At 42.9% G+C, this 12,239-nt stretch carries 4 protein-coding genes (1 of these 4 only partly in view); all 4 read left to right on the forward strand.

The window, feature by feature from the left end; genetic code table 11:
• On the forward strand, nt 1-10,333 hold the end of the coding sequence (locus tag HCN54_RS13750; RefSeq protein ID WP_167598230.1) for an Ig-like domain-containing protein. 23,057 nt of this gene lie to the left of the window's left edge; the window shows 10,333 of its 33,390 coding nt (coding positions 23,058-33,390); the start codon falls outside the window, past its left edge; it ends in the stop codon at nt 10,331-10,333.
• A gap of 44 nt (nt 10,334-10,377) precedes the next feature.
• Nucleotides 10,378-11,322, forward strand: coding sequence for a type IX secretion system membrane protein PorP/SprF (locus tag HCN54_RS13755; protein ID WP_072980500.1), 945 nt, complete (start codon nt 10,378-10,380; stop codon nt 11,320-11,322).
• A 73-nt stretch (nt 11,323-11,395) separates the two neighbouring features.
• Nucleotides 11,396-11,761, forward strand: coding sequence for a hypothetical protein (locus HCN54_RS13760; RefSeq protein ID WP_167598231.1), 366 nt, complete (start codon nt 11,396-11,398; stop codon nt 11,759-11,761).
• Nucleotides 11,762-11,802: 41 nt separating this feature from the next.
• Nucleotides 11,803-12,237 (forward strand): hypothetical protein, encoded by a 435-nt coding sequence (locus HCN54_RS13765; RefSeq protein ID WP_167598232.1) that lies wholly within the window; start codon nt 11,803-11,805, stop codon nt 12,235-12,237.
• The last annotated feature ends 2 nt before the right edge of the window (nt 12,238-12,239 follow it).

A 12,239-nucleotide genomic window follows, 5' to 3' on the forward strand; every position in this document is an offset into this window, starting at 1 on the left:
CACGCTCAACGGTGTGGCTGTTGAAGATGGAGATATTACAATCACGGTAGCAGACCCTGATGGATTAACTGGTGTTACCATTGATAATGATGGTACTGTAATTATTCCGGCAGGTACTGTAGCAGGAACATATAACATTGTTTACCAAATTTGCGAAAACCTAAACTCAGGAAACTGTGAAACAGGAACCGCCACAGTTGTCATAAGTGCTGCAACACTCGCAGCCAACGATGACGACTTTACCACTACTCCGGTATCTGGTCAAAATGGTGGCAACGCTGGTGACGTTACTGCTAATGATACACTTAATGGCGTAGCTGTAGAAGATGGTGATATTAGCATTTCGATACAAGATCTAGACGGCTTGTCTGGTGCAACTATTGACAATGACGGTACTTTGATCATTCCGGCGGGCACACCTGCAGGAACGTATAATATCGTTTATCAAATCTGTGAAAATCTGAATCTAAGTAATTGTGAGACTGCAACTGCTACTGTAGTGGTTAATACTGCTACTCTAGTAGCCAATACCGATGACTTTAGCGCTACTCCAATTGCAGGACAAAATGGTGGAAATGCCGGAGATGTTACCGCTAACGATACGCTTAACGGTGTGGCTGTTGAAGATGGTGACATTACAATTACGGTACAAGATCCTGATGGCCTGTCTGGAGTAACTATTGATAATGACGGTATACTTATCATTCCGGCTGGGACACCTGCGGGAACCTATACTATCGTATACCAGATCTGTGAAAACTTAAATTCAGGCAACTGCGATACTGCGAGCATTACGGTACTTGTAAATGCTGCAATGATTACTGCCAATGATGATGACTTTAGTGGTACTCCGATTGCAGGACAAACCGGAGGTAACGCAGGAGACGTGACTATTAATGACACACTTAATGGTGTTGCTGTAGAAGATGGTGATATCACTATTTCTATAGTAGATCCTGATGGATTAAACGGTGTAACCATTGATAATGATGGCACATTAATGATTCCTTCAGCAACTCCTGCAGGAACGTATAACATTGTTTATCGTATCTGCGAAAATCTAAATCTAAGCAACTGCGAGACTGCAACTGCAACGGTAGTGGTAGATCCTGCAACCATTGCAGCGATCCCTGATGATTTTAGCGGTTCACCAGTCAACGGTTTAACCGGAGGTATCGCAGGAGACGTTACGGCTAACGATACGTTCAACGGAGCTCCTGTTAATGACGATGATATCTTTATTACTGATGATGGCGGATTAGCCGGCGCAAGTATTGATGATGATGGAAATTTAATTATTCCTCCAAATACACCGGCAGGTTCTTACACCATTGTATATACGATCTGCGAGAATTTAAATCCGGGCAATTGTGGTTCTGCACCAATAACCGTAGCGGTAGGAGTAGCACCTATTGATGCCGTTGATGATGACTTCACTGCAGCACCTGTAGATGGTTTTGATGGTGGAAGCACTGCTTCGGTGTACAGTAATGATACTTTAAACGGAAATTCATTCGGTAACACTAAAGTGACTCCGTCTATTATAGATAATGACGGCATTACTGATCTTGATATTTTAAGTGATGGTACTTTAGTTATTCCGATGCAAACTCCTCCAGGAACCTATACTATTACTTATCAGATCTGCGAAAGCCTTAATGCCGGTAACTGTGATACCGCTCAAGTAACCTTATTGGTTAACAGTCCGGTTGTTGACGCGGTGAATGATGATTTTTCAGCTACAACCATTAATGGTCTTGATGGCGGTTCAGCCGGAAATGTCTTCAGCAATGACCTTGTGAATACACGCATGGCCAACGCTACTTATGTAACGGTAACAGTGGTCGACGAAGGCGGATTAACGGGTGTAACAATTAATAGTAACGGAATTTTAGAAGTACCGGCTGGTACTGCTATTGCAACATATACGGTAACCTATCAAATATGTGACGTCCTAAATCCTGCAAATTGTGATACCGCTACTGCTCTTGTTAATGTTGGTGGAGGTGATGTTAATGCTAATAATGATGATTATAGTTCAACACCTGTTGACGGATATGAAGGAGCAACACTACCTAATGTTTTGGTAAACGATCTAATTAATGGAAATCCAGCCACTACTGCTAATGTCAATCTAAGTTTAATCAACAATGGTGGAATCAATGGATTAACCCTTAATCCTGATGGTACCGTAACCGTTCCTTCAGGAACAGCGGCCGGTTCATATAGTGTAATCTATCAAATATGTGATCAAATCAATACCGGTGAATGTGATAGCGCTACAATTACAATTGTGGTTGATCTTCCTGAACTTACTGCCGTACCAGATGACTACACCGGCACTCCTATCAATGGATTCGTGGGCGGTACAACCCCTAATATCATTAGTAATGATTTAGTTAATGGAGATCCTATTACACCAGCAAATGTTACGATCAGATTGATTAATACAGGTGGAATTAATGGGCTACAGGTGAATTCTGACGGAACGATTACAGTTCCGGCAGGTGTACCGGAAGGAGATTACACACTTCAGTATAGAATTTGTGGTGTAATTAATCCTTCAAATTGCTCATCAACTACCGTAGAACTGCGAATTATAGCACCTACTATTACTGCTACTATAGACGACTTTACAGGTACTGCAGTTAATGGTCAGACTGGAGGAATTGCCGGCGATGTAACCGCTAATGACTTCCTTAACGGCGCATTGGTGAATGATGATGATATTGATATTAGTTTGATCAGTACCGGTGGACTTAATGGTGTTGAATTGAATAATGACGGAACAATCAACGTCCCACCACTTACACCTAACGGAAACTATGTGATCACATATTCTATTTGTGAGAATCTGAATCCAGGCAACTGTGATACTAATAGTGCTACTATTTTAGTAGGAGCTTCTAATATTGCACTTACTGATGATGACTTTAGCGCAACTCCTATCAGTGGAAGAAACGGTGGTATCCCGGGTAATGTACTTGCTAATGATGAGCTTAATGCTAGTCCGATCGATCCGGCTGATGTGAATGTCACGCTGGTCAACAACGGAGGATTAGAAGGATTGGCAATCAACGATAACGGAAATATCATCGTGCCGCCAAATACCGTAGCAGGAGACTATACCTTCACCTACTCCGTATGTGAAAACTTAAATCCTGGTAACTGTCAGACTGCTAGTGTAACCATTAACGTGGCAGCAGGTACCTTGGTAGCAGAGGATGATGACTTTAGTACAACTCCGGTAAATGGTGTTGACGGTGGTATTGCGGGTGATGTAACCCTTAATGATACCTTAGATGGTATACAGGTAGATGATGCGGATATTTATATCGTGAACAATGGTGGACTCAACGGTGTGGCGATCAATGCCAATGGTAACCTGATCGTACCGCCAAATACACCACAAGGTACCTATACCGTAGCATACAGTATTTGTGAAACACTCAATCCAGGCAACTGTGATAGTGCACAAGTCACTGTGGTTGTTGAGCCTTCTGCCATCACCTTGATCGATGATGACTTTAGCGCAACACCTATCAGCGGAAGAAACGGTGGTATCCCGGGTAATGTACTCGCTAATGATGAGCTTAATGATAGTCCGATAGATCCGGCTGATGTGAATGTCACGCTAGTAAACAACGGAGGATTAGAAGGATTGGCAATCAACGATAACGGAAACATCATCGTGCCGCCAAATACCGTAGCAGGAGACTATACCTTCACCTACTCCGTATGTGAAAACTTAAATCCTGGTAACTGTCAGACTGCTAGTGTAACCATTAGCGTTGCAGCAGGTACCTTGGTAGCAGAGGATGATGACTTTAGTCTGACTCCGGTAAATGGTGTTGACGGTGGTATTGCGGGTGATGTAACCCTTAACGATACCTTAGATGGTGCACCAGTAGATGATGCGGATATTTATATCGTGAACAACGGTGGACTAAACGGTGTGGCGATCAATGCCAATGGTAACCTGATCGTACCGCCAAATACACCACAAGGTACCTATACCGTAGCATACAGTATTTGTGAAACACTCAATCCAGGCAACTGTGATAGTGCACAAGTCACTGTGGTTGTTGAACCTTCTGCCATCACCTTGATCGATGATGACTTTAGCGCAACACCTATCAGCGGAAGAAACGGTGGTATCCCGGGTAATGTACTTGCTAATGATGAGCTTAATGCTAATCCGATCGATCCGGCTGATGTAAATGTCACTCTGGTAAACAACGGAGGATTAGAAGGATTGGCAATCAACGATAACGGAAACATCATCGTGCCGCCAAATACCGTAGCAGGAGATTATACTTTCACCTACTCGGTATGTGAGAACTTGAATCCTGGTAACTGTCAGACTGCTAGTGTAACCATTAGCGTTGCAGCAGGTACTTTAGTAGCAGAGGATGATGACTTTAGTCTGACTCCGGTAAATGGTGTTGACGGTGGTATCGCAGGTGATGTAACCCTTAACGATACCTTAGATGGTGCACCAGTAGATGATGCGGATATTTATATCGTGAACAACGGTGGACTAAACGGTGTGGCGATCAATGCCAATGGTAACCTGATCGTACCGCCAAATACACCACAAGGTACCTATACCGTAGCATACAGTATTTGTGAAACACTCAATCCAGGCAACTGTGATAGTGCACAAGTCACTGTGGTTGTTGAACCTTCTGCCATCACCTTGATCGATGATGACTTTAGCGCAACACCTATCAGCGGAAGAAACGGTGGTATCCCGGGTAATGTACTTGCTAATGATGAGCTTAATGCTAATCCGATCGATCCGGCTGATGTAAATGTCACTCTGGTAAACAACGGCGGATTAGAAGGATTGGCAATCAACGATAACGGAAACATCATCGTGCCGCCAAATACCGTAGCAGGAGATTATACTTTTACCTACTCGGTATGTGAAAACTTAAATCCTGGTAACTGTCAGACTGCTAGTGTAACCATTAGCGTGGCAGCAGGTACCTTGGTAGCAGAGGATGATGACTTTAGTACAACTCCGGTAAATGGTGTTGACGGTGGTATCGCAGGTGATGTAACCCTTAACGATACCTTAGATGGTGCACCAGTAGATGATGCGGATATTTATATCGTGAACAACGGTGGACTAAACGGTGTGGCGATCAATGCCAATGGTAATCTGATCGTACCGCCAAATACACCACAAGGTACCTATACCGTAGCATACAGTATTTGTGAAACACTCAATCCGGGCAACTGTGATAGTGCACAAGTCACTGTGGTTGTTGAGCCTTCTGCCATCACCTTGATCGATGATGACTTTAGTGCAACACCTATCAGCGGAAGAAACGGTGGTATCCCGGGTAATGTACTCGCTAATGATGAGCTTAATGCTAATCCGATCGATCCGGCTGATGTAAATGTCACTCTGGTAAACAACGGAGGATTAGAAGGATTGGCAATCAACGATAACGGAAACATCATCGTGCCGCCAAATACCGTGGCAGGAGAGTATACTTTCACCTACTCGGTATGTGAGAACTTGAATCCTGGTAACTGTCAGACTGCTAGTGTAACCATTAGCGTTGCAGCAGGTACTTTAGTAGCAGAGGATGATGACTTTAGTCTGACTCCGGTAAATGGTGTTGACGGTGGTATCGCAGGTGATGTAACCCTTAACGATACCTTAGATGGTGCACCAGTAGATGATGCGGATATTTATATCGTGAACAACGGTGGACTAAACGGTGTGGCGATCAATGCCAATGGTAACCTGATCGTACCGCCAAATACACCACAAGGTACCTATACCGTAGCATACAGTATTTGTGAAACACTCAATCCAGGCAACTGTGATAGTGCACAAGTCACTGTGGTTGTTGAACCTTCTGCCATCACCTTGATCGATGATGACTTTAGCGCAACACCTATCAGCGGAAGAAACGGTGGTATCCCGGGTAATGTACTTGCTAATGATGAGCTTAATGCTAATCCGATCGATCCGGCTGATGTAAATGTCACTCTGGTAAACAACGGAGGATTAGAAGGATTGGCAATCAACGATAACGGAAACATCATCGTGCCGCCAAATACCGTGGCAGGAGAGTATACTTTCACCTACTCGGTATGTGAGAACTTGAATCCTGGTAACTGTCAGACTGCTAGTGTAACCATTAGCGTTGCAGCAGGTACTTTAGTAGCAGAGGATGATGACTTTAGTCTGACTCCGGTAAATGGTGTTGACGGTGGTATCGCAGGTGATGTAACCCTTAACGATACCTTAGATGGTGCACCAGTAGATGATGCGGATATTTATATCGTGAACAACGGTGGACTAAACGGTGTGGCGATCAATGCCAATGGTAACCTGATCGTACCGCCAAATACACCACAAGGTACCTATACCGTAGCATACAGTATTTGTGAAACACTCAATCCAGGCAACTGTGATAGTGCACAAGTCACTGTGGTTGTTGAACCTTCTGCCATCACCTTGATCGATGATGACTTTAGCGCAACACCTATCAGCGGAAGAAACGGTGGTATCCCGGGTAATGTACTTGCTAATGATGAGCTTAATGCTAATCCGATCGATCCGGCTGATGTAAATGTCACTCTGGTAAACAACGGCGGATTAGAAGGATTGGCAATCAACGATAACGGAAACATCATCGTGCCGCCAAATACCGTAGCAGGAGATTATACTTTTACCTACTCGGTATGTGAAAACTTAAATCCTGGTAACTGTCAGACTGCTAGTGTAACCATTAGCGTGGCAGCAGGTACCTTGGTAGCAGAGGATGATGACTTTAGTCTGACTCCGGTAAATGGTGTTGACGGTGGTATCGCAGGTGATGTAACCCTTAACGATACCTTAGATGGTGCACCAGTAGATGATGCGGATATTTATATCGTGAACAACGGTGGACTAAACGGTGTGGCGATCAATGCCAATGGTAACCTGATCGTACCGCCAAATACACCACAAGGTACCTATACCGTAGCATACAGTATTTGTGAAACACTCAATCCAGGCAACTGTGATAGTGCACAAGTCACTGTGGTTGTTGAACCTTCTGCCATCACCTTGATCGATGATGACTTTAGCGCAACACCTATCAGCGGAAGAAACGGTGGTATCCCGGGTAATGTACTTGCTAATGATGAGCTTAATGCTAATCCGATCGATCCGGCTGATGTAAATGTCACTCTGGTAAACAACGGCGGATTAGAAGGATTGGCAATCAACGATAACGGAAACATCATCGTGCCGCCAAATACCGTAGCAGGAGATTATACTTTTACCTACTCGGTATGTGAAAACTTAAATCCTGGTAACTGTCAGACTGCTAGTGTAACCATTAGCGTGGCAGCAGGTACCTTGGTAGCAGAGGATGATGACTTTAGTACAACTCCGGTAAATGGTGTTGACGGTGGTATCGCAGGTGATGTAACCCTTAACGATACCTTAGATGGTGCACCAGTAGATGATGCGGATATTTATATCGTGAACAACGGTGGACTAAACGGTGTGGCGATCAATGCCAATGGTAATCTGATCGTACCGCCAAATACACCACAAGGTACCTATACCGTAGCATACAGTATTTGTGAAACACTCAATCCGGGCAACTGTGATAGTGCACAAGTCACTGTGGTTGTTGAGCCTTCTGCCATCACCTTGATCGATGATGACTTTAGTGCAACACCTATCAGCGGAAGAAACGGTGGTATCCCGGGTAATGTACTCGCTAATGATGAGCTTAATGCTAATCCGATCGATCCGGCTGATGTAAATGTCACTCTGGTAAACAACGGAGGATTAGAAGGATTGGCAATCAACGATAACGGAAACATCATCGTGCCGCCAAATACCGTGGCAGGAGAGTATACTTTCACCTACTCGGTATGTGAGAACTTGAATCCTGGTAACTGTCAGACTGCTAGTGTAACCATTAGCGTTGCAGCAGGTACTTTAGTAGCAGAGGATGATGACTTTAGTCTGACTCCGGTAAATGGTGTTGACGGTGGTATCGCAGGTGATGTAACCCTTAACGATACCTTAGATGGTGCACCAGTAGATGATGCGGATATTTATATCGTGAACAACGGTGGACTAAACGGTGTGGCGATCAATGCCAATGGTAATCTGATCGTACCGCCAAATACACCACAAGGTACCTATACCGTAGCATACAGTATTTGTGAAACACTCAATCCAGGCAACTGTGATAGTGCACAAGTCACTGTGGTTGTTGAACCTTCTGCCATCACCTTGATCGATGATGACTTTAGCGCAACACCTATCAGCGGAAGAAACGGTGGTATCCCGGGTAATGTACTTGCTAATGATGAGCTTAATGCTAATCCGATCGATCCGGCTGATGTAAATGTCACTCTGGTAAACAACGGCGGATTAGAAGGATTGGCAATCAACGATAACGGAAACATCATCGTGCCGCCAAATACCGTAGCAGGAGATTATACTTTTACCTACTCGGTATGTGAAAACTTAAATCCTGGTAACTGTCAGACTGCTAGTGTAACCATTAGCGTGGCAGCAGGTACCTTGGTAGCAGAGGATGATGACTTTAGTCTGACTCCGGTAAATGGTGTTGACGGTGGTATCGCAGGTGATGTAACCCTTAACGATACCTTAGATGGTGCACCAGTAGATGATGCGGATATTTATATCGTGAACAACGGTGGTCTTAACGGTGTGGCGATCAATGCCAATGGCAACCTGATCGTACCGCCAAATACACCACAAGGTACCTATACCGTAGCATACAGTATTTGTGAAACACTCAATCCGGGCAACTGTGATAGTGCACAAGTCACTGTGGTTGTGCTTGAGTCGGGATTAGCACTTATTAAAGATGCTGTCTTTGTTGACACTGATGCTAATGCTTCGGTAAATATTGGTGATATCATTACGTACACGTTCAGTATAACAAATACCGGTAGTTACGTTATTGATGACCTTAGACTTACTGATTCAGAATTAGGCATTGCTGATCTTGCAATTACACCTTCAAGCTTAGCTCCTGGAGAAAGCACATCACTAACGATTGACTATAGCATTACTCAATCTGATATTGATTTTGGAAGGGTGATCAATACCGCAAGTATTTCGGGTATAGATGAGAACGACAATGTGATCAGTGACGTTTCCGATAGTGGAAATGCGGCAGATGACACCGGTCGTGATGACGATGCAACAGTTACGCTTCTTAATGGAAATTCTAATCTTGAATTACTTAAGGTCGTACGTTATGAAGACACTAATGGTGATGGTCTTGTAAATTCTGGAGACAATCTGATCTACAACTTTACCGTTAATAACAATGGTAGCGTTACTATTAATGATATCACTATCGTTGATGACTTAGTTACTGTAACGGGCGGACCAATAGATCTTGCTCCGGGTGAGTCTGACGCTAGTAGTTTTAGTGCAGAATACACTATAACTCCTGCCGATGTTGAAGCTGGAGAAGTAATCAACATTGCGCTGGCAACAGGTGTTGATACTAATGGTGTATTGATTGATGATTTCTCTGACGATCCTACTGATGCTTTAAATGTTGATGAAGACAATGACGGTGATTTTGAAGATCCTACAGTATTTGTCATCAATGAAGATGCAAGTATCGAACTGTTAAAGATGGCTGAGTATGTAGATGCTAACAGCAGTAACATACCTGATTTAGGTGATATTATCAGATATACGTTTGTAGTGACCAACACAGGTAATACCACGATCAATAACATCACAATTACTGATGAATTAGTAACTGTGATTGGTGGACCTATAAGTCTGGCTCCGGGAGAATCTGATGCTACTACATTCTATGCAGAGTACGCAATAACACGCAGCGATGTGATGACAGGTTATGTTGATAACACCGCTAGCGTCTATGGTACTACGCAGAGAAGTACTATTGTGACTGATATTTCTGATGATCCTACTAACAGTACGAACGAGGATGCTAATGGCGACGGAAATCCAGATGACCCAACGCGACTAGTGCTTTCAATTGAGGATGTATTTATTTACAACGTGATCACGCCTAACGGAGACGGTCTTAACGATCAACTCGTGATTGGTGCAATTGAGCGCTTCCCAGACAATACCTTGAGAATCTTTAACCGTTGGGGTGTTGAAGTCTTTAAAGAGGAAAACTACGGTCAACCCGGCAGTGAACCTTTTAGAGGATATTCTAATGGTCGCGTGGTTATAGATAGTGGCGAGTTATTACCTACCGGCACATACTTCTATGTATTAGAATATGTTACTCAGCGTGGCAATACCCGTCAGAAAGCAGGATACATTTATATCAATTAAATTGCTATAATGAACGAAATGCCCAACCCAAATCTTAATAACACATGAAATTGAGTTTAATTAAAATAAGTTTATTGATGGTTTTCTTGCTGAGCTATTCCTTAGGGATAGCCCAGCAAGATCCGCAATACACGCAATATATGTACAACCCTTTGGTGATCAACCCCGCGTATGCGGGGAACCGCGGGGTAACCAGTATTTTGCTGTTACACCGCAGTCAGTGGGTAGGTCTTGATGGTGCGCCCAGCACTCAAAACCTGTCAGTACACAGCCCTATTGGTTTAGGAAAAGTCGGACTGGGTTTCAGTTTGGTAAATGATGTTTTGGGACCAGCGAGAGAGACCTATTTTAATACTGATTTTAGTTATACCATAGATACGGGTGCTGAGGGTAAATTCAGTTTTGGATTGAAAGGTTCTTTGAATTTATTAGATGTCGATTTTAGCCGAACCAATCCATTTAATCAGAATGATCCTTTTTTAGTGAGTATTGATAATAAGCTTTCGCCAAACGTAGGTGTTGGTATCTTTTATCACGATGCCAAATTTTACGGTGGATTATCTGCTCCGCAGTTATTGCGTACTGATCATTTTGACCGAAGCGGTTCACAAGGAGCACAAACTTTTGTTTCTGAAGAAGAAATTCACTATTATGGTTTAGCAGGTTATGTATTTGATCTCAACCGAAATTTAAAATTTAAACCTTCTACTTTAGTGAAGATGGTTGCAGGAGCACCTCTTTCGGTAGATGTGAATGCAAACTTTTTATTGTATGATAAATTGACCTTAGGAGCTTCCTATCGTTGGAGTGCTGCATTGAGTGCTTTGGCGGCTTTTCAGGTGAATGATGGTTTGCTTATTGGCTTCGCATATGATAGAGAATCAACAGATTTAGGGAATGCGACTTACAATAATGGAACCTATGAAGTTTTTCTTCGGTTTGAGTTATTTAAGGAATACAACCGTATGCTAACGCCTCGATTCTTTTAAAAACTTAATAGCCTCACTGCGTTAAAAATTACTTTTCAAGCGTTTTCTCAGTCGTAAACATTAATTTTGCGCTGTGAAAAATCTCGTAATCATATTTGCCTTTCTAATGGTTTTGCGCCCAGCATTTCCGTTTTTAGAATATGCGCTTGATTATGAGTATATCAGCACCGTGCTTTGTGAGAACAAAGACAAACCGCAATTAAATTGTAACGGTAAATGTTACCTGATGCAAGCGCTCGCTGATGCTTCAGAAAAAGAGTCTACTCAAAAGAAAAAGAGTACTATGTCTTCAATTGAGTTGCTTCCTTTTATTATTGAAGTAAACGAGCTCTCGATCCCAATTGTATTTGCTGAACAAACACAAGTTACTTTTTCTTTCTATCCTAATCTTTCCGCTAGAGAAACCGCAACCGGTCTCTTCCGCCCTCCTATTGTTTAGTTTACATAAATCTATTTTTTATTCAAACTAAACTTTTTACCATGTACATTTTTAATAAATGTCGCGTCGTTTTGTTGTGTATTCTTATGGCAACAAGCTTGATTTCTTGTGATGAGAATGCTGAACAGCGCGACCAATACAATGCTCTTTTTACTGAAGTCATTGATCTTCATGACGAACTTATGCCTAAAATGAGCGAACTCACTAATCTTGAAGAGCAACTGGAATCCCAAGACTCTCTTGGCCAGGCAGACCAACAAATTCTGGAAAACCTAAAAAAGGCTGATTCCCGTATGATGGACTGGATGCATGATTTTACAGATACTTATGTAAAAGACCGCACTCCCGTGGCTAAAATGACTGCTCAGGAACTTGAGCAAGGCATTGAAGGCTTACAAGGCGAACTTCAGGAAGTTAAAGACTTACGCGATTTTACGCATAAGAGCTTAGACGAGGCTACAACTACCCTTAAGTAAGC

The sequence above is a fragment of the Leeuwenhoekiella sp. ZYFB001 genome (assembly GCF_011784865.1).
Lineage (GTDB): Bacteria > Bacteroidota > Bacteroidia > Flavobacteriales > Flavobacteriaceae > Leeuwenhoekiella > Leeuwenhoekiella palythoae.